Here is a 19,209-nt window from a genome sequence, read left to right on the forward strand (position 1 = left end):
TTTTTCAGCCTGTTTTTTTGTTGCGAAGAAAAAATTTTTAAGATTCCATCTATTTTAAAGAGGGATTCGATAATTTACCAGAGGAGGTTAGTCATGTCAATCTTTAGAAAATTAGGTTGGTTTTTTAAACAAGAAAGAAAAAATTACATTATTGGAGTGAGCTCTTTAATTGCAGTTGCGATTATGCAGCTAGTTCCTCCAAGAGTTATCGGGATTATTATTGATGAAATCGCCGAGGAAAATATTCAGATGCGCACGATTTTGATGTGGGTATTTGTATTGTGTGGAGCTGCTATTGGACAGTACTTATTCCGCTATCTATGGCGTACAAGAATTTGGGGAAGTGCAGCACGTTTAGAAAAAAGTTTGAGAAGACAATTGTTTGACCATTTTACTAAAATGGATAACATCTTCTATCAAAAATATCGTACAGGTGATTTAATGGCTCATGCCACGAATGACTTGAATGCCATTCAAAACGTAGCGGGCGCTGGTATTTTAACTTTTGCGGACTCATTCATTACAGGTGGAATGACAATTATTGCCATGGTGCTATTTATTGATTGGCGTTTAACCTTGGTTGCTTTAATTCCACTTCCTCTTTTAGCTCTAACTTCTCGTATTTTGGGAAGTAAACTTCATGATGCTTTCCGTGATTCTCAAGAAGCTTTTTCAACAATTAATGACAAAACCCAAGAAAGTGTCACTGGGATGAAAGTTATCAAAACTTTTGGACAAGAAAAAGAAGATATTGCTGATTTTTCAGAAAAAATTGATCAAGCAATTATTAAAAATCGTCGAGTAAATAAACTAGATGCGTTATTTGATCCATTTATTACGATTGTTATTGGTCTTTCTTATGTATTAACGATTATTCTTGGTGGTTATTTCATTATGAATGGTGTTATTTCCATTGGTCAATTGGTTTCTTTCATTAGTTATATCGGAATGTTAGTTTGGCCGATGTTTGCCATTGGTCGTCTATTTAACGTACTCGAACGTGGGAATGCCAGTTATGACCGTGTATCCGAATTATTAAAAGAAAACACACATATTGTGGAAGCACCAAATGCCATTACAACACCCGCTAAAGGCACATTGGCAGTAGATATTAAACAGTTCCAATATCCTGATGGAGAAGGAACGGCTTTGAATGATATTGATTTTTCAATTGAAGAAGGACAAGTACTAGGGGTTGTTGGTAAAACAGGGGCAGGTAAAACAACCTTGTTGAAATTGATTATGCGAGAATATGATAGTTATCAAGGAGAAATTCAGTTTGGTCATCATTCGTTAAAAGAGTACTCCTTAGATGCATTGTTGCAATCAATTGGTTATGTACCACAAGATCATTTTCTATTTTCTATGACCATTCGCGACAATATTCGTTTTGCAGATCCGACTTTGCCACAAGAAAAAATTGAACAAGCAGCTGATTTGGCAGTCATCGATGAAGATATTAAAGCTTTCCCTGAAGGTTATGACACAATGGTTGGCGAACGAGGAGTTTCCCTTTCAGGTGGTCAAAAGCAACGTATTTCGATCGCTCGCGCTTTAATTGTTGATCCTGAATTATTAATTTTGGATGATGCCTTATCTGCAGTGGATGCGAAAACAGAAGAAGCTATTTTACAAAATCTAAAAGAGTATCGTCAAAACAAAACGACAATTATTGTGGCACATCGTTTGAGTAGTGTCATGCATGCTAAAGAGATTGTAGTAGTTGATGAGGGTCGAATTACGGAACGTGGGAACCATGAAGAATTATTAGCACTAAATGGTTGGTACAAACGTATGTGGGATAAACAACAACTAGAAGCCAAAATCGAAGGGAGTGATGCCTAATGGAACATCAATCAGAATGGACAAAATCCATCCCAATGAAAGAACAAGGGAAGATTATTAGACGATTACTAAAATTTGCCAAACCTTTCAGAAGTACGTTTATTGTTGCAATCTTATTTGCATTTACACTATCTGTAGTTAATATCTTGTTACCACGAATCTTGCAAACGTTGATTGATAATTATTTAACCAAGCAGACAGCAACTATGCAAATCATACTCTTTTTTGCAGGTCTTTATCTGTTTGGGACAATCATGAAAGCAATCATTTGGTTTATTCAGTGGTTCATGTATTCTATGGGTGCTCTAAGAACTTATCAAAATATTCGAGTGAAGCTGTTTGAGAAATTGCATACTTTAGGCATGCGATATTTTGACAAAACACCAGCTGGTTCTATCGTTTCGCGGGTAACCAATGATACAGAAACCTTATTCGAATTTTGGTATGTTTTTCTATCAGTTTTAACTGGATTATTTGCAGTTGTGTCTTCATTTGCGGCTATGTTTCAAATTAATCCAAAGATTGCTTTATTAAATTTATTGTTCCTACCGATTTTAGCAACTGTGGTTTGGTACTATCAAAAATTTAGTTCGCGAATCTACCGTCAAATGCGGGAACGTTTAAGCCAATTGAACACTAAGTTGAATGAATCAATTTCTGGTATGCAAATTATTCAACAATTTCGTCAAGAAAAGCGTTGGAATCGTGAGTTTGAAGAAACTAATAACGAATATTTAGAAACTCGTTATGCGATGATTCGAACAAACTCTTTGTTATTAGCACCAATCATTAATTTACTTTATGCACTAGCTGTGGCAATGTCTTTAACTTTATTCGGTTTTGATGCGTTGAATTCTCCTGTTGAAGTAGGTTTAATTTATGCTTTTACAACCTATGTGCAAGGATTTTTTAACCCGATGACACAAATGATGGATTCATTAAGTATTTTTACTGACGGAATTGTTGCTGGTAGTCGTATTTTAAGAATCATGGATGATGAGGAATACACGCCTCAACAGAATCCGGAAGCTAGTGAAACAATCACTTTAGGAAAAATTGAATTCCGTAACGTAAGCTTCTCCTATGATGGTGAGCACAATGTGTTAAACAATATTTCTTTTGTCGCTAATCCTGGAGAAACCGTTGCCTTAGTTGGTCATACTGGAAGTGGGAAAAGTTCGATTATCAATGTTTTAATGCGTTTCTATGAATTTGGTGAAGGACAAATTTTACTTGATGATCAAGACATTCGTGATTTTTCAATGGAAGAATTGCGTAAAAAAATGGGCTTAGTTTTGCAAGATGCTTTCATGTTTTATGGAAATATTGCGGATAATATTCGCTTATTAAATAAAGAGATTAGCGATGAAGAAGTCATTACAGCGGCTAAGTTTGTTCAAGCAAATAAATTCATTGAACAATTACCAGGAACCTATCATGCCAAAGTGATTGAACGTGGAGCAAGTTATTCAAGTGGTCAACGTCAATTGATTTCTTTTGCTCGGACAATGGTAACTAATCCAAAAATTTTAGTTTTGGATGAAGCAACAGCGAATATTGATACAGAAACTGAAGGGTATATCCAAGAAGGTCTAGCCAATATGCGCCAAGGTCGAACAACGATTGCGATTGCCCATCGTTTGTCTACGATTCGTGATGCCAATCTAATTTTAGTTTTGGATAAAGGAAGAATTGTGGAGCGAGGTAACCATGATAGTTTAATTGCTCAAGAAGGTTTATATGCGGATATGTATCAATTACAAAAAAGTGAAGTTTAAACAAAGAGGCTGCGAGCTAGATGTCGCAGCCTCTTTTTAATTTGGCAAGAAAGAATCTTGAATTTGTAGTTGTGCAGTTGGAGATTCTTCCATAGCCGGAGAGGTGCTTTTTCTACTATCAAATTCTTCACCAAGTTTAATTAAATGATTTAAATTTTGTTGATAATTCTTAGCAAATACTGTCGAATACAAAACATCAAGTAAATAACAAATGGATGTACTAATAGTAAAATTACCGATTTTTGAGTAAAGTCTTTCTCTTGTTGTGATAGCTAAATTGCAATCCGCTTCTTGACTTAGCGTACTTTCGCCAATCCCCGTTAAACTAATGGTACTAGCTCCTTGTTTTTTAAGAACGGGAAGAATATGTTTCAGCAATGCATTTTCTCCTGTATAAGAAATAAGAATGCCACAAGTTTTTTCATTTGATCCATAGGCTTCGTAGGCTTGTTCACCAATAATTTCAGCAATCGAAGCACGTTTTTTTAATCTTCTCATTTTTAATGCAAAATCTTGTGAGATTAGAATATTAGCATTGGAAGTAAAAATTTTAATTTCTTCTGCTTGATCGAGTAGGTCGGTCGCTTTTTGAAGCTCTTCATGTTTAATTAAGGACAAAGTATCTTTAATTGTCGTTTGCTCTAATGCAGCAATTTTTTGAGCGATGTTTAAAAGACCGTCATTCTGATAAAAAGGTAAATTAGCATCAATTTGATTAAAATGACTATTTAAGTAACTTTGTTCATCTAAAAATGCAGCTTTTAAATCTGACCAACCATTAAACCCCATTTTTTTTGCAATTCGAATGAGTGTGGAGGGATGAACAAAGGTAGCATCAGAAATCTCTTTGATTGTTTTATTTTCGATGTTTGTTTTTTCTTTTAAAATATAATCTACTAGGTTCTGTTCAGCAGGTGAAAAGGTTATTTCAGACATTTTTTCAATTAGCAACATAAGATACACCGCTTCCTGTGGTTTTACAATCAGTATATTAAAATTGTAAATGATTTGTAAACCTTTTTTGAAAAAAAAGATTTAATTCAGGAATATGTAAACGCTATTTACAAAATATAGAGGTTATTGATAGCTGAAATGTAAATATTATTTGAAAATATCTATCCCCTCTTGTTTATTTCATTTACGTAATAGATAATAAGTTTGTAAATAAATTTAAGGGAGCGATTGATACATGGCAGAGGGCGTTAAAATTGTCACGATTGGTGGAGGAAGTAGCTATACTCCAGAATTAATGGAAGGTTTTATTAAACGTTATGATGACCTACCCATTCGTGAAATTTGGTTAGTCGATATCGAAGCTGGAAAAGAAAAATTGGAAACTGTCGGGAAAATGGCACAGCGTATGTGGGATGCCTCTCCATACGATGTAAAAGTTTACTTAACATTGGACCGCGAAGAAGCGTTAAAAGATGCAGATTTTGTTACGACTCAATTCCGTGTAGGTTTGTTAAATGCTCGTATAAAAGATGAAAGAATTCCTTCATACTATGGGATGTTAGGACAAGAAACAAATGGCGCTGGTGGAATGTTCAAAGCTTTTAGAACGATTCCGATTATTTTAAGCATCGTTGAAGATATGAAACGTTTATGTCCGAATGCATGGTTAATCAACTTTACCAATCCAGCAGGTATGGTAACTGAAGCAATTCTTCGTTATGGTAAATGGGATCGCGTTATTGGTTTATGTAATGTACCTGTCGGAGCAATGATGACAGAACCAGGTCTACTTGGTAAAGAAGAAGGCGAATTGATTTACAAATTTGCTGGTGTGAATCACTTCCATTGGCATAAAGTAGCAGATTTAGACGGGAATGATGTAACTTTAGAAATCATTGATGAACTATTTGACGACTCTAAAGATGCAGGGATTCCTAAAAATATCCATGAAACACCTTTCTACAAAGAACAATTACAACAAATGAAAATGATTCCTTGTGGTTATCATCGCTACTACTATCGTCAAGAAGAAATGCTTAAACATTCGTTAGAAGAATATGAAACAGTTGGCACACGTGCAGAACAAGTAAAAAGAACTGAAGCAGAATTATTTGAACTGTACAAAGATCCTAACTTGGATCATAAACCAGAACAATTGAATCAACGTGGTGGAGCACATTATTCAGATGCAGCCTGTGAAACAATTGCATCCATTTATGCTAACAAAAATACTCAATTAGTTGTTTCAACTAAAAATAATGGTGCAGTACCCGATCTTCCTGCGGATTGTGTTGTTGAAGTAATGGCTTATTTAGGAGCAGATGGTGCTAGAACTGTTTCATTTGGTGAATTACCAACAGCCGAAAAAGGTTGGTTACAAGTAATGAAAGCTATGGAGTTATTAACCATTGAAGCTGCAGTTACAGGTGATTATGGAACAGCGCTACAAGCATTTACAATTAATCCATTGGTACCTTCAGGGGAAACCGCTCGTCAAGTGATGCATGAATTATTTATTGCTCACCAAGCGCATTTACCACAATTTAAAGAAACGATTGAGCGTTTGAAAGAAGCTGGCGTGGAAGTTCGAGATTCAGTAGCCAAAGAATTAATTTAAAAAGAAAGAAGGAATAGGAAAATGGGATTTCGTAAAGATTTTTTATGGGGTGGCGCAACAGCTGCCAATCAATGTGAAGGTGGCTATGATCAAGGTGGACGCGGTTTAGCTAACGTTGACGTAGTACCAATCGGTTCAGAACGTTTAGGAGTTATTACTGGTCAACGTAAAATGTATGATTTTGAAGAGGGCTTCCATTACCCAGCTAAAGTTGGGATTGATATGTATACTCGTTTCAAAGAAGATATTGCTTTGTTTGGAGAAATGGGTTTTAAAACGTATCGTTTATCTATTGCATGGACTAGAATTTTTCCTAAAGGAGACGAATTAGAGCCTAACGAAGAAGGACTAAAATTCTATGAAGATTTATTCAAAGAATGTCATAAATATGGCATTGAACCTTTAGTAACGATTACTCACTTTGATTGCCCAATGCATTTGATTGAAGAATATGGTGGTTGGCGCAATCGTAAAATGGTTGAGTTTTATGAAAGACTTTGTACAGTCATTTTTAACCGTTACAAAGGTTTAGTAAAATACTGGTTAACTTTTAACGAAATCAACATGATTTTACATGCTCCATTTATGGGAGCGGGTCTATACTTTGAAGAAGGCGAAAACAAAGACCAAGTTAAATATCAAGCAGCCCATCATGAATTACTTTCAAGTGCGATTGCTACACGTATTGCTCATGAAGTAGATCCTGAAAACCAAGTAGGTTGTATGTTAGCTGCAGGTGGTTACTATCCATATAGCTGCCGTCCAGAAGATGTTTGGGAATCTCGTCAAAAAGATCGTGATAGTTATTTCTTTATCGATGTTCAATCTCGTGGAGAATACCCAGCATACTTCTTGAAAAAATTAGAACGTAAAGGAATTGAAATTCCAATGGAAGACGGCGATGCAGAATTATTAAAAGCTCATACAGTTGACTTTATTTCGTTCTCTTATTACTCATCACGTGTTGCCACAACAGATGCTGAATTATTAGATAAAACAGCAGGAAATATCTTTGCTTCAGTGAAAAACCCTTACTTGGATGCAAGTGAATGGGGCTGGCAAATTGATCCATTAGGACTTCGTATTACGATGAATGATATTTATGATCGTTATCAAAAACCATTGTTCATCGTAGAAAATGGTTTAGGAGCGGTTGATGTTCCTGATGAAAATGGTTACGTGGAAGATGATTATCGTATCGATTATCTAGCAAAACACGTACAAGCGATGAAAGATGCTGTTGAATTAGATGGTGTTGATTTATTAGGTTACACAACTTGGGGTTGTATTGATTTAGTTTCTGCGGGAACTGGTGAAATGAAAAAACGTTATGGCTTCATCTATGTAGACTTAGATAATGAAGGGAACGGAACGTTAAAACGTACGAAGAAAAAATCATTTGATTGGTATAAACAAGTGATTGCTTCTAACGGAGAAGATTTATCTAACGAATAAGCTCAAAACTGCAAGAAATCTTTTAAAAGACTTCTTGCAGTTTTTTTGTTTTATTAATTGGTATTATTTTATAATATCCCTCTAAGGGTTGTTTTATAAACTTTAAACGCTAAAAAACTATTCCAACTTTACGGATATAAGTTTAGCCTCTATGGTGGGTGCAGAATGGACAGTCTATTTTATCAGTTGATTAAAGTAATTCTTCAATCATAGGTGAAAGTTTCTCGGGTGTAGTACTAGGTGCAAATCTCTTCACCACTTGTCCGTTACGATCAACTAAAAATTTTGTGAAATTCCATTTGATACTAGTGCCTAAGCTACCCGGAGCTTTTTTTGTTAAGTACTTAAAGAGTGGATTTGCCTGTTTACCATTAATTGTTGTTAGTTCATGCATCGGAAAAGTGACGCCATAAGTAAGTTGGCAACTTTCGGCAGCTTCTTTTGCAGATGTTACTTCTTGTTTAAACTGATTAGAAGGAAAACCTAAAATAACGAAATCTTGCTCTTTATATTGTTGATAAAGCTTTTCCAATCCTTCAAATTGAGATGCTAGTCCGCATTTTGTCGCAGTATTAACGATTAATAAGACTTTTTCTTGATAGTCTTTTAAAGAACGATTTTGACCGTTTTCTTCAATGACTTCAAATTTATAAACTGACATGTCATAACCTCCAGATTTATTTAATTTCTATAGAACTATTATATCATGTTATGCTTTGTAAATTTTTTTCTTGTCAAAATTGAATAGCTCTCTTATAGTTGTATTTGTACTGTTTAAAAATTAATGAAATTTACGCTACTTTTTTCAATTAAAAGTGCATAATGTTAGACAGAAAAAAGAGTTATAAGTAAAGTATGTAGTAATCGAAGTTTCGAAGTTCGGAGGAAGAAAAAATGTATGATGTAATCGTAATTGGTGCTGGTCCTGCAGGGATGACAGCTGCTTTATATGCTTCACGGTCAAATCTATCTGTAGTGATGATTGAACGTGGCGCACCAGGTGGACAAATGAATAATACAGCTGAGGTAGAAAACTATCCTGGTTTTGAAATGATTTTAGGACCTGAATTGGCTGAAAAAATGTATGAAGGTGCCACAAAATTTGGTGCTGAAAATGCGTATGGCATTGTGGAAGAAATTAGAGACTGCGGTGACTATAAGGAAGTGGTTACCGGAGATAAAGTGTATCAAGGAAAAACAGTGATTATCGCAACAGGCTGTGAGCATCGTAAATTAGGTGTCGCAGGAGAAGACGATTTTGCGGGTCGCGGTGTTTCTTATTGTGCGGTTTGTGACGGTGCATTTTTCCGTAACCGTAAATTACTAGTAATCGGTGGCGGAGATTCTGCAGTGGAAGAAGCTATCTATTTAACACAATTTGCTTCTGAAGTGGTGATTGTTCACCGCCGTGATGAACTACGTGCACAAAAAATCATCCAAGATCGTGCATTTGCCAATGAAAAAATTTCTTTCTTATGGGATTCAGTTGTTGAAGAAATTGTTGGTAATGAGATGGTTGTGACTGGTGCAAAAATTAAAAACGTTAAAACTGGCGAAGAACATGAAGAAGCAGCCGGTGGGATTTTTATCTATGTGGGTCTAGATCCATTGACGGAAGCTTTCCAATCAAGTGGCATTACAAACGAAGAAGGTTGGATTTTAACCGATGACGAAATGCGTACACCAATTCCTGGCGTATTTGCTGTAGGAGATGTACGTGAGAAAAATTTACGTCAAATTACAACAGCTGTTGGTGAAGGTAGTATCGCGGGTCAGGAAGTTTTTAACTATCTTGAAGCACAAAAAGATGTAAAATAAAAAAATCATTGAAAATGAAAAGAAAAAATACAGGATGTTAACTGAAGAAACGATGAAAGAATTGTTTTTCAAATAACATTCTTGTTTTTTTGAATGAATTGTATGACAAGGCTTTCAGTCGCTTATTAATAATGATATAATTATCATGATAAAATTATTTGGAAGAGGTGTTTTGTATGTCTTGGGAAGAAACTTATGCTCAATGGAAAAATCATCAAAACCTTGAGGCAGGTTTGAAAAAACAATTAGAAGATTTAGAAGGGCAGTCATCTGAACTAGAAGATGCCTTTTATGCTTCCTTAGAATTCGGAACTGCGGGAATGCGAGGCGTCTTAGGACCAGGGATCAATCGTATGAATCTTTACACGATTCGTCAAGCAACAGAAGGCTTAGCACGCTTTATGAACACACAAGATCCAGATACAAGAAGACGTGGAGTGGCAATTGCCTATGATTCACGCCATTTTTCTCCCGAATTTGCAATGGAAGCGGCTAAAACATTAGCAAAACACGATATTCCTGCTTATGTATTTGAAAGCCTACGTCCAACACCAGAATTATCTTTTGCTGTTCGTTATTTAAAAACCTTTACTGGAATTATGATTACCGCATCTCATAATCCATCTAATTACAATGGATATAAGGTGTATGGTGAAGATGGGGGACAAATGCCACCTGCAGATGCAGATGCATTGACTCGTTTTGTAAGAGAAATCGAAAATCCACTAGAAGTACCTGTTTTATCAGAAGAAGAAGCAAAACACAGCGGATTAATTAATATTATTGGCGAAGAAATTGATATTGCTTACTTGAAAGAAGTGAAAACAGTTACTGTTAATCAAGAATTAATTGATGAAATGGGCGATAGCTTAAAACTAGTTTATACACCATTACACGGAACTGGAAAAATGTTAGGAGAGAAAGCTTTAAAACAAGCTGGTTTCAAACAATTTATTTTAGAACCTGAACAAGCAATTGCAGATCCAAACTTTAGTACGGTTAAGTCACCGAATCCAGAAGAACACTCTGCTTTTGAATATGCAATTCGTTTAGGTGAAAAAGAAGGCGCAGATTTATTAATTGCGACGGACCCAGATGCCGATCGTTTAGGAGCGGCTGTTCGTTTACCGAATGGAGAATACCAAGTATTAACAGGAAACCAAATTGGTGCAATCTTAGTTCGTTATATTTTAGAAGCGCACAAACAAGCAGGTACTTTACCTGAAAACGCAGCGGTATTAAAATCAATCGTTTCTAGTGAATTACCAACTGCGGTTGCTAAAAGCTACGGAGCAACAATGTTTAATGTATTAACTGGCTTTAAATTTATCGCAGAAAAAATCCAACAATTTGAGGAAGATCATTCTCATACCTTTATGTTTGGTTTTGAAGAAAGTTATGGCTATCTTGTGAAACCATTTGTACGGGACAAAGATGCCATTCAAGCATTAGTTTTATTTGCCGAAGTTGCTGCTTATTACAAAAAAGAAGGCAAAACTGTATATGATGCTTTACAAGAAATTTTTGAAGAATATGGTTATTATGCAGAAAAAACAATCTCTGTTACGATGAGTGGTCAAGAGGGAGCTGCAAAAATTGCTGCCTTAATGAAAACTTTCCGTGAGAAATCACCGGCTGATTTTGCAGGTGTGAAGGTTGCTCAAACAGAAGATTTCAAATTATTAACACGTCAAACAGCAGATGGAGCAACAGAAGAAATGACAACACCACCGTCTGATGTATTGAAATATGTCTTAACGGATGAAAGTTGGATTGCTGTTCGTCCTTCAGGAACAGAACCTAAAATTAAGTTCTACATTGGAGTTAAAGCAGATAGCGACGAACAAGCACAACAGAAAATTGCTGATTTAGAAGCCGCAGTGAATGAAATTACTGGTGCTTAGTAGTATACTAAACACAGGAATCTTCGGAAATGTAGCCTATCATTAATTAAATCAAGAGACTGTGATGAAATTTATTTCCGAATAATAATAATGTCAATCATTATTGGAGTTTATTTTCACGGTCTCTCGTTTTTGTTGGAGGATTAATTATGGAAAAACCAACTATCCAAGAGATAGAAAAAGTCAGCCAAATTTTTAAGGTGTTAAGTGATGTGACTCGTTTGAAAATTGTTCTGACGTTAAAGTCAGGTGAACGAAACGTGACATCTATTGCTGAAGTTGTTGAAATGGAACAATCAGCGGTTTCTCATCAATTAAAATTATTGAGAGATAATGATGTGGTTAAGTCCAGACGTGATGGAAAAACGATTTTTTACAGTTTGAATGACCATCATGTATTAGAAATTTTAGACAAAACCTTTACACATATTCATCATTTGTGAAACAAAAGGGTTTCCATAGATGGAAAGTCCTTTTTTTTTATACAAATATTTGGTATGCTAGTAGAAAAAATTATGAGAGAAAAATGAAAGTGTTTTAATCTTACTTTCAGTTAGGAGTTTATATGAAAGAATTACGAGTGGGCATTTTAGGTTTGGGGGTTGTTGGCAGTGGAACGGTTAAAGTACTGTCAGATCATCAAACGAAAATTAAGGAACAAACTGGGAAAACTCTTTCGATTGTGAAAGCTCTGATTCGTCCAGGGGAAGACAAAGAAGATTTTGCCAAAGAATATGGCTTAACCTTAACAACGGAATTATCTGAGATTGTTGAAGATGATTCATTAGATATAGTAATTGAATTGATTGGTAAAGTTCATCCGGCTAAAGAATTTATTACGGCAGCTTTACAGAATGGCAAACATGTTGTAACAGCTAACAAAGATTTAATTGCCCAACATGGCGTGGAATTAATCGACATCGCTAAAGAAAATCATGTGTCCTTATTCTATGAAGCCAGTGTAGCTGGTGGGATTCCAATTTTGCGCACACTGACTGCCAACTATTTAGCAGATGAGATTACTAACATTCGTGGAATTGTTAATGGAACAACCAACTACATGCTAACAAAAATGTTAGAAAATGGAACTTCTTATGAAGAAGCTTTGTCCGAAGCACAAACATTGGGTTTTGCCGAATCAGATCCAACAAATGATGTAGATGGAATTGATGCTGCCTATAAAATGGTCATTTTAACTCAATTTGCTTATGGTATGGATGTTACTTTGGATGACTTAGAGATTAAAGGGATTCGCGGGTTGTCTGATTTAGATGTTTCCCAAGCAAATAAATTTGGTTATGAAATTAAATTGATTGGTGAATCAGTAAAAACAGAGGGCAGTGTAGATGTTTCAGTTGGTCCTGTCTTAGTGCCAAAAACACATCCATTAGCTTCTATTAAAAATGAATTTAATGGCGTATTTATTAACAGTACTGGTATTGATCAATCGATGTTTTACGGACCTGGCGCAGGGTCGTTACCAACCGCAACAAGTGTAGTTTCCGATGTTGCCGCAATTGCTAAAAATCAGGCATTGGGTATTCCAGCCCCACAATTTAATGAATACCGACGTCCATTAGTTTTAACAACTGCTGAACAAGCAAAATCTAAGTATTATTTTGCAATAAATGCCACAGAAGAAACAGTCGCAACTATCTTCAATGAATTAGCGATTGCTACTGAAGAAATTGATGAAAATAACGGACGTATTTCTGTTATAACTACTTCGATAAATCGTGTTCAATTAGCGGAACTTGAAGAAAAGTTAGCAACAATTTTAGAGCAAAGAATGAAGGTAATGGAGGCGTAATAAATGAAAATTCGTGTCCCAGCTACTAGTGCCAATTTAGGACCTGGTTTTGATTCTTGTGGTATTGCTTTGTCGATGTATCTATCGATCGAAGTATTAGATGAACATGATAAGTGGGAGATCAATCATTCCCTTGGAGAAGATATTCCTAGCGATGAAAATAATTTATTAATTCAAACAGCATTAAAATTGGTTCCTTCATTGAAACCTCAAAAATTAAAAATGACTTCCAATATTCCATTAACTAGAGGTTTAGGAAGTAGTTCCTCAGTGATTGTAGCTGGGATTGAATTGGCGAATCGTTTAGGGCAGTTAAATTTATCCAATCGACAAAAAGTTGAGATTGCAACTGAGATTGAAGGTCATCCGGATAATGTAGCTCCAGCAATTTGCGGAGATTTTGTCGTCGCGTGTCATTTATCTGAGCAAGGTGCTTCAACGGTTCCATATGTTAAACATTATTTTCCAGAATGCGACATTCTAGCCTTTGTTCCAAACAAGGAATTGGCTACTAGTGAAAGTCGAGGAGTTTTACCAGAGTCACTTTCTTATAAAGAAGCGGTGAAAGCAAGTGGAATTGCCAATGTAATGATTGCAGCAATTATTAACGGAAATCTACCATTAGCGGGAAAAATGATGGAAGAAGATCGTTGGCATGAAAGTTATCGCGGAAAATTAGTCCCTCATTTAGGAGCAATTCGTCAAATTTGCCATGAGGAAGGTGCTTACGGTTGTTTCTTGAGTGGAGCAGGACCGACTGTATTAATTATGACACCTCCAGAAAGAACAGAAACAATCAGTAAACTATTGCGAGCATTAGATGGGACAGCTAAAATTGAGTCTTTGTCTGTTGATCGTGAAGGAGTACAAGTCTTCTAATCAAGGAATTGACAAAACAATAGAACCAGTTATACTTATAGTAAATTCAAATACAAATTGCGATGAAAAGAAGAGTAAAAAATAAGGAATTTCAAGAGAGCTTCGATGGGTGGGAAGAAGCAAGGAATTATTTTTGAAGATGGTCTTTGAGCAGATAATGAATAGATTATCGGGTTAGCCCGTTATAGCTTCCCAGTATGATGGTACTGGTTGAGGTCATTTTTGTGAAAAAATGACAAAAAAAGGTGGTAACACGCAGTGATAGCTCGCGTCCTTTCCAAGTGGAGAGGGTGTGGGCTTTTTTTGTCTTAAAAGTAAGTAAATTGAAATTTCAAGTAAAGACAAAAGTACTAAAGTATAACGAATTTTATTTAATTAAAGGAGGTAATGGAATGCCGATTAAACTTCCAGCTGATTTTCCTGCAAAATCAGTATTAGAACAAGAAGATATTTTTGCAATTGAAGAAAAACGAGCCAAACACCAAGATATTCGACCTTTGCGCTTTTTATTGTTGAATTTAATGCCAAATAAAATTGATACGGAAATTCAGCTTCTGCGTTTGATTAGTCAAAGTCCGTTACAAATTGACGTGGATTTTTTAAAACTGATCTCTCATAAAAATAAAAATACGAGCCCTAATCATTTGTCTAAATTTTATTTGTCATTTGAAGAGATTCTTAATCAAAGTTACGATGGTTTGATTATTACAGGAGCACCCGTGGAAACCTTGCCTTTTGAGGAAGTTGATTATTGGGAAGAGTTGGTTCAAATTATGGATTGGAGTCAGACCAATACCACATCGGTCATCCATATTTGTTGGGGAGCTCAGGCAGGTTTGTATCATCATTATGGTGTAGAGAAGATTCCTTATGATCAAAAATTATTTGGTATCTATCCTCAACGCTTAAAAATCAACCATCGTCTGTTTCGAGGATTTGATGATGTTTTTGTCGGACCACAATCTAGATACACAGGAATTAAAGAAGAACAGATTGATGAAAAAAAATTACGGATTGTTGCGAGTGACGAAGAAATTGGGGCAACCATTTTAATTTCCGCAGATGATCATAACATTTTTCTTTTAGGTCATTTTGAATATGATACGGATAGTTTAAAAGATGAGTATCTAAGGGATTTAAATAAAGGAATAAATCCGCAGTTTCCAGTAAATTATTTTGATGATGAAAAAACCATGACGACCACGAATTGTTGGCGAGGAAATGCTCACTTGTTGTATCATAATTGGTTAAATGATGTTTATCAAATGACACCTTATCACTTAGAGGATATCCCTAAACTGAATAGGGAGAAACAAGGAAGATAATAAAAAAGCATAACAAGCGACACAAATAGTTGCTTGTTATGCTTTTATTAATAAGAAAATTAAAACTCATCTACATCAGTTACATAATAGCTATGGTCAACTAAGTCTAACTCACTTAAAATCATTGAAGCTGTTTCCTCTATTGATAGGGAAGCAACATTAATAATTGTACAACCTAATTTTTGATATAAATCATTGGCAAATTCCAATTCTTCTTTAATTTTTTCAATATCAGAATAAGCAGTATCGGGATTTAATCCATAAGCAATCATCCGCTCTTTTCGAATATTGTTTAAGACATTCGGATCATTAGTTAAACCAACGATTTTTTTAGGATCTATTTCCCAAAGTTGCTTAGGAATATGGGCTTGAGGAACCAGTGGGAGATTAGCTACTTTTAAATTTTTATTGGCCAAAAAGAGACTTAATGGTGTTTTAGAAGTACGAGAAACACCTAACAAGACAACATCTGCTTCCAAGAAACCACGAGGATCTTTTCCATCATCATATTTCACGGCAAACTCCATTGCTTTAATTCGTTTGAAATAGTTTTTGTTCAGATGATGTAATGCCCCAGGTTCTCTTGTTGGTTCGACACCAGTACGATGTGCAATTTCTGCAACAGGAGGTGTCAAAACATCAAAGTGAAACAATCCACTCTCTTCACAAAAATGATTCACTAAATCAACTAATGATTCTTCAATTAAGGTGTGTAAAATTAAAGCATCATGTTTTTTTGCATCAGCTAAAGTTTGCAGAAGTGCCGATTTTGTTGTGATAAAAGTGCGTCGAAATACTTCGAACTCAACAGATGGATATTGTGCCATCGTCGCTTGCGCTAGTTTTGAAGCAGTTTCCCCAGCAGAATCTGAAATAACGAAAAAAGTTAACAAGTTTTCTTTTTTTTGTTCAGTCATATAATCTCCCTCACTTGCATTTTAGTCAATCTTATTATACCATACACTCATTAAAAACAATCGGAATGATTTTGATTTGGAGGGATGAGTATGAAAAATCAGTCAGCGATTGATCAAGCGATGCAAACCTTGAAAGAACATGGATTGAAATATACTAAAAAAAGAGAAACAATGATTACTTTTTTGGCAAGAAGCAATCGATATGTGGCTGCTAGAGATTTACACACTTACATGAATGAAAAGTATCCTGGGCTAAGTTACGATACCATTTACCGAAACTTACATGATTTTTCTGAAATTGGTATTTTAGAAGAAACTGAATTAAATGGAGAAATGAAATTCCGTTTCCACTGTTGTTTACATGTAGGAGGGCATCATCACCATCATTTTATCTGTACAATTTGTGGAAAAACGAAAGAATTATCTTTATGTCCAATGGATTTTTTCCAAGATCAGTTACCTGGATGCAAGATTGAAAGCCATCGTTTTGAAATTTTAGGACGTTGTGAAGAATGTCAGCTTGCTTAATTTTTTCAATGGGTTTTCAAAATATTCAGAAAAAAATTGTAAAAACATCCAATTTCTTTAGAAGTTTTTCCTATAACGACTTGACACTGTTCGGACACTTAGCTATAATTTTTAAAGGACAGTATTGCTATAGGAAGTATTTATTTCAATAGCAAAAACGGTTACTTTTTAAGCTCGGAGGGAGGGGAATTTACATGTCAAAAACAGTCGTTCGTAAAAACGAATCTCTTGATGATGCTCTTCGTCGCTTCAAACGTTCCGTTTCAAAAGCTGGTACGTTACAAGAATCACGTAAACGTGAGTTTTATGAAAAACCAAGCGTGAAACGTAAGAAAAAATCTGAAGCAGCTAGAAAACGTAAAAAATTCTAATACGCTGTAATGAAGTGGAGCTGGTAGTGTGTCACTACTTAGTAAACTGAACGATGATATGAAGACGGCGATGAAGGCAAAGGAGAAAGAGACCTTGCAAGTCATTCGCATGTTAAAAGCATCGTTGCAAAATGAACAAATCAAGGTCGGTCGCGACTTGACAGAAGATGAAGAGTTGACAGTTTTATCTCGTGAGATGAAACAGCGACGTGATTCTTTAGCCGAATTTGAAAAAGCGGGTCGTGAAGACTTAGCTGAAAAAACCAAGGGTGAAATTACAATCGTTGAACAATATTTACCTGAGCAATTAACTGATGAAGAAATTCGTCAGATAGTTACTACTGCGATTGAAAAAACTGGCGCAACTTCTCCAAAGGAATTTGGAAAAGTTATGGGTGTTGTAATGCCTCTAGTCAAAGGTAAAGCAGACGGAAACCAAGTGAACGCAATCGTAAAAGAATTATTGAATCAAGCGTAATGATCCGCCGCAGACAAGCAATTGTCTGCGGTTTTTTTTGCTTAAACGAATCAATTTATTTAATTGTTAATAATGGATAATTTATCTTCTTCTTCGGATTGTGAATGAAGGATTTCATTCATTGGAAAATTTAATTTCTGTAAACACTAGCTTTGGTACTCAAGGTAGAAAATTTCAGCTATATTTTTCCAAATTTAAAATAGTGCAGAAACTGGAAATACATATTGGAGAAAAGTCAGGCATAGCGAATGGAAGATGAGGATGAATTATACAGTGTTGGAAGTAGTGAAATTCTACTTCTTACACTGTATTTGAACGCCGAAAGGACTGAGACTCTAAAGAGGCTCAGTCCGGTTTCTCGCAGTGCCTGTACTTTTCGGAAAGATGTATTGGAAGTTATAAAATGTTAATTTTTATTATTCGTTTATGGTTAATTATAAATAGTCTAGCTCTTTCTTTAGAAGACTCTCATCGTATAAGAATAACCAATTTTTCTTTTAGCAAGAATATGTTATTATTATATAGAATGTAGATAAAAAAGGAGCGGAAATTTTTGACAGAAGAGCAATCTTTAGAAATTAAACTAACAGAGTCTGATGATGTCAGTATGCTGTTAGGAAACCATGATAAACATATTAAGGTTATTGAAGATACAACTCAAACAACGATTCGTTCAAGAGGAGAAATTATACAAATCAAAGGAAGCCAAGAAAAAATTGAATTAGCAGCCTCTGTCATTCGTTCGATACAAGAACTAATTAGACGAGGAATTCAAGTGCATACACCCGATGTGGTGACTGCCTTAAAAATGGCAAGTAAAGGCACACTATCAACATTTGTTGATATGTATGAAGAAGAAATTCTTAAGGACCGAAATGGGAAGCCAATCCGAGTAAAAAATGTTGGGCAGAAGAAATATATTGATGCTGTTCGTTCCCATGATGTAACTTTTGGTATCGGACCAGCAGGAACAGGGAAAACCTTTTTGGCAGTTGTATTAGCGATTGCTGCTTTAAAAAAAGGGCAAGTTCAAAAAATTATTTTAACAAGACCGGCAGTCGAAGCTGGTGAAAATTTAGGTTTTTTACCAGGAGACTTAAAAGAAAAAGTCGATCCTTATTTACGACCAGTCTATGATGCCTTGTATCAAATTTTTGGTATGGAGCATACGAATCGCTTAATGGAGCGTGGAGTGATTGAAATTGCGCCTCTTGCCTATATGCGAGGACGTACCTTAGAAGATGCGTTTGTCATTTTAGATGAGGCACAAAATACCACAATTGCTCAAATGAAGATGTTTTTAACTCGTTTAGGTTATAATTCAAAAATGATTGTCAATGGAGATACCAGTCAAATTGACTTACCTAGAGGAGTAACTAGTGGATTAGTTCATGCAGAGCGCACACTAAGTAAAATCAACAAAATTGCTTTTGCTGTATTTGAGGCAAGTGATGTCGTACGTCATCCAGTTGTCGCAGAAATTATTCAAGCATACGATCAAGCAGATCTACGTGACGTAAGATAATTTT

General features: G+C 35.4%; 17 protein-coding genes and 1 other annotated feature. Of the genes, 14 read left to right on the plus strand and 3 right to left on the minus strand.

The genetic code is table 11. The features are described 5' to 3' along the window. The first annotated feature begins 93 nt into the window (after positions 1 to 93). Both AC4BBX_RS00245 and AC4BBX_RS00250 read left to right on the plus strand, forming a co-directional pair. Entirely contained in the window at positions 94 to 1,845 is a 1,752-nt protein-coding gene (locus AC4BBX_RS00245; protein ID WP_490454488.1) for an ABC transporter ATP-binding protein, read from the plus strand. After that, positions 1,845 to 3,623, plus strand: a complete 1,779-nt coding sequence (locus AC4BBX_RS00250; RefSeq protein ID WP_490454489.1) for an ABC transporter ATP-binding protein — start codon at positions 1,845 to 1,847, stop codon at positions 3,621 to 3,623. Before AC4BBX_RS00245 ends, AC4BBX_RS00250 begins: the two co-directional genes overlap by 1 nt. A 36-nt stretch (positions 3,624 to 3,659) precedes the next feature. On the opposite strand, the gene AC4BBX_RS00255 is transcribed toward AC4BBX_RS00250, so the two are convergent. Further along, entirely contained in the window at positions 3,660 to 4,577 is a 918-nt protein-coding gene (locus AC4BBX_RS00255; protein WP_490454490.1) for a MurR/RpiR family transcriptional regulator, read from the minus strand. Between the two features lie 235 nt (positions 4,578 to 4,812). Here AC4BBX_RS00255 and AC4BBX_RS00260 point away from each other — a divergent pair, with 235 nt between their 5' ends. Beyond that, the gene (locus AC4BBX_RS00260; RefSeq protein ID WP_490454491.1) at positions 4,813 to 6,195 is read left to right on the plus strand and encodes a 6-phospho-beta-glucosidase; all 1,383 of its coding nucleotides are present in this window, start codon (positions 4,813 to 4,815) and stop codon (positions 6,193 to 6,195) included. A gap of 21 nt (positions 6,196 to 6,216) precedes the next feature. Then, positions 6,217 to 7,650 carry a 6-phospho-beta-glucosidase gene (locus tag AC4BBX_RS00265; RefSeq protein ID WP_490454492.1) on the plus strand — a complete coding sequence of 478 codons (1,434 nt, stop codon included), beginning with the start codon at positions 6,217 to 6,219 and terminating at the stop codon, positions 7,648 to 7,650. A gap of 190 nt (positions 7,651 to 7,840) precedes the next feature. Here the strand turns inward: AC4BBX_RS00265 and AC4BBX_RS00270 are convergent, their stop codons facing one another. Next, positions 7,841 to 8,311: a glutathione peroxidase gene (locus AC4BBX_RS00270; protein ID WP_490454493.1), complete on the minus strand. Its 471-nt coding sequence runs from the start codon at positions 8,309 to 8,311 to the stop codon at positions 7,841 to 7,843. Between the two features lie 233 nt (positions 8,312 to 8,544). Here AC4BBX_RS00270 and trxB point away from each other — a divergent pair, with 233 nt between their 5' ends. The 6 genes from trxB (at position 8,545) to AC4BBX_RS00300 (ending at position 15,386) form a co-directional block, all read left to right on the plus strand. Continuing rightward, positions 8,545 to 9,468 carry a thioredoxin-disulfide reductase gene (gene trxB / locus AC4BBX_RS00275; RefSeq protein ID WP_490454494.1) on the plus strand — a complete coding sequence of 308 codons (924 nt, stop codon included), beginning with the start codon at positions 8,545 to 8,547 and terminating at the stop codon, positions 9,466 to 9,468. 176 nt (positions 9,469 to 9,644) lie between these two features. Next, on the plus strand, positions 9,645 to 11,372 hold the full coding sequence (locus AC4BBX_RS00280) for a phospho-sugar mutase (RefSeq protein ID WP_490454495.1): 1,728 nt from the start codon (positions 9,645 to 9,647) through the stop codon (positions 11,370 to 11,372). 149 nt (positions 11,373 to 11,521) lie between these two features. Continuing rightward, the gene (locus AC4BBX_RS00285; RefSeq protein ID WP_490454496.1) at positions 11,522 to 11,815 is read left to right on the plus strand and encodes an ArsR/SmtB family transcription factor; all 294 of its coding nucleotides are present in this window, start codon (positions 11,522 to 11,524) and stop codon (positions 11,813 to 11,815) included. Between the two features lie 122 nt (positions 11,816 to 11,937). After that, positions 11,938 to 13,182, plus strand: a complete 1,245-nt coding sequence (locus AC4BBX_RS00290; RefSeq protein ID WP_490454497.1) for a homoserine dehydrogenase — start codon at positions 11,938 to 11,940, stop codon at positions 13,180 to 13,182. Positions 13,183 to 13,185: 3 nt separating this feature from the next. Next, positions 13,186 to 14,061 (plus strand): homoserine kinase, encoded by an 876-nt coding sequence (thrB, locus tag AC4BBX_RS00295; RefSeq protein ID WP_490454498.1) that lies wholly within the window; start codon positions 13,186 to 13,188, stop codon positions 14,059 to 14,061. 53 nt (positions 14,062 to 14,114) lie between these two features. Next, positions 14,115 to 14,340: a binding site (T-box leader), on the plus strand. Between the two features lie 113 nt (positions 14,341 to 14,453). Beyond that, positions 14,454 to 15,386, plus strand: a complete 933-nt coding sequence (locus tag AC4BBX_RS00300; RefSeq protein WP_490454499.1) for a homoserine O-succinyltransferase — start codon at positions 14,454 to 14,456, stop codon at positions 15,384 to 15,386. A 59-nt stretch (positions 15,387 to 15,445) separates the two neighbouring features. Here AC4BBX_RS00300 and AC4BBX_RS00305 read toward each other — a convergent pair whose 3' ends face one another. After that, positions 15,446 to 16,303 (minus strand): pyruvate, water dikinase regulatory protein, encoded by an 858-nt coding sequence (locus AC4BBX_RS00305; RefSeq protein ID WP_490454500.1) that lies wholly within the window; start codon positions 16,301 to 16,303, stop codon positions 15,446 to 15,448. Between the two features lie 90 nt (positions 16,304 to 16,393). Between AC4BBX_RS00305 and AC4BBX_RS00310 the strand changes: the two genes are divergently transcribed. From AC4BBX_RS00310 to AC4BBX_RS00325, 4 genes are all read left to right on the plus strand, one after another. Further along, positions 16,394 to 16,831 (plus strand): Fur family transcriptional regulator, encoded by a 438-nt coding sequence (locus AC4BBX_RS00310; protein ID WP_490454501.1) that lies wholly within the window; start codon positions 16,394 to 16,396, stop codon positions 16,829 to 16,831. A gap of 194 nt (positions 16,832 to 17,025) precedes the next feature. Next, positions 17,026 to 17,202 (plus strand): 30S ribosomal protein S21, encoded by a 177-nt coding sequence (rpsU, locus tag AC4BBX_RS00315; protein WP_002356740.1) that lies wholly within the window; start codon positions 17,026 to 17,028, stop codon positions 17,200 to 17,202. Between the two features lie 28 nt (positions 17,203 to 17,230). After that, on the plus strand, positions 17,231 to 17,680 hold the full coding sequence (locus AC4BBX_RS00320) for a GatB/YqeY domain-containing protein (RefSeq protein ID WP_490454502.1): 450 nt from the start codon (positions 17,231 to 17,233) through the stop codon (positions 17,678 to 17,680). 553 nt (positions 17,681 to 18,233) lie between these two features. Beyond that, positions 18,234 to 19,205, plus strand: a complete 972-nt coding sequence (locus AC4BBX_RS00325) for a PhoH family protein (RefSeq protein ID WP_490454503.1) — start codon at positions 18,234 to 18,236, stop codon at positions 19,203 to 19,205. Positions 19,206 to 19,209 lie beyond the last annotated feature (4 nt).

The sequence above is a fragment of the Enterococcus sp. AMC1157 genome (assembly GCF_058216555.1).